Source organism: Stenotrophomonas sp. SrG (assembly GCF_050031795.1).
Lineage (GTDB): Bacteria > Pseudomonadota > Gammaproteobacteria > Xanthomonadales > Xanthomonadaceae > Stenotrophomonas > Stenotrophomonas rhizophila_A.
In genome coordinates this window covers 1-237 of the sequence record NZ_JBNBBE010001217.1, presented here as the reverse complement: position 1 = coordinate 237, position 237 = coordinate 1, and the positions used below count along the sequence as shown (strand labels likewise).

Below are 237 nucleotides of genomic sequence, written 5' to 3'. Positions count from 1 at the left end.
GACGTGATTCCCCCGGAGCTGGCCACCGGCGAAGTGCCGCTGCAGCCGGCATCGCTGGATATCTGGGACAAGCAGTACCGGCTCAAGACCAAGCAGGGCCAGGCGCTGGATGCGGACATCGACGCCACTTACCGGCGCGTGGCGCACGCGCTGGCCGATGCCGAACTCACCGAGGACAAGCGCCGGCACTGGCGCGAGCGCTTCACCGGGGCGCTGCGCCGTGGCGCCATTCCCGCA

At 70.0% G+C, this 237-nt stretch carries 1 protein-coding gene; it reads left to right on the top strand.

Annotation, left to right across the window (positions count from 1 at the left end; genetic code table 11):
• Positions 1–3 precede the first annotated feature (3 nt).
• On the top strand, positions 4–237 hold a 234-nt coding region (locus ACQG3P_RS23305), incomplete at its 3' end, for a ribonucleotide reductase N-terminal alpha domain-containing protein (protein WP_426806368.1).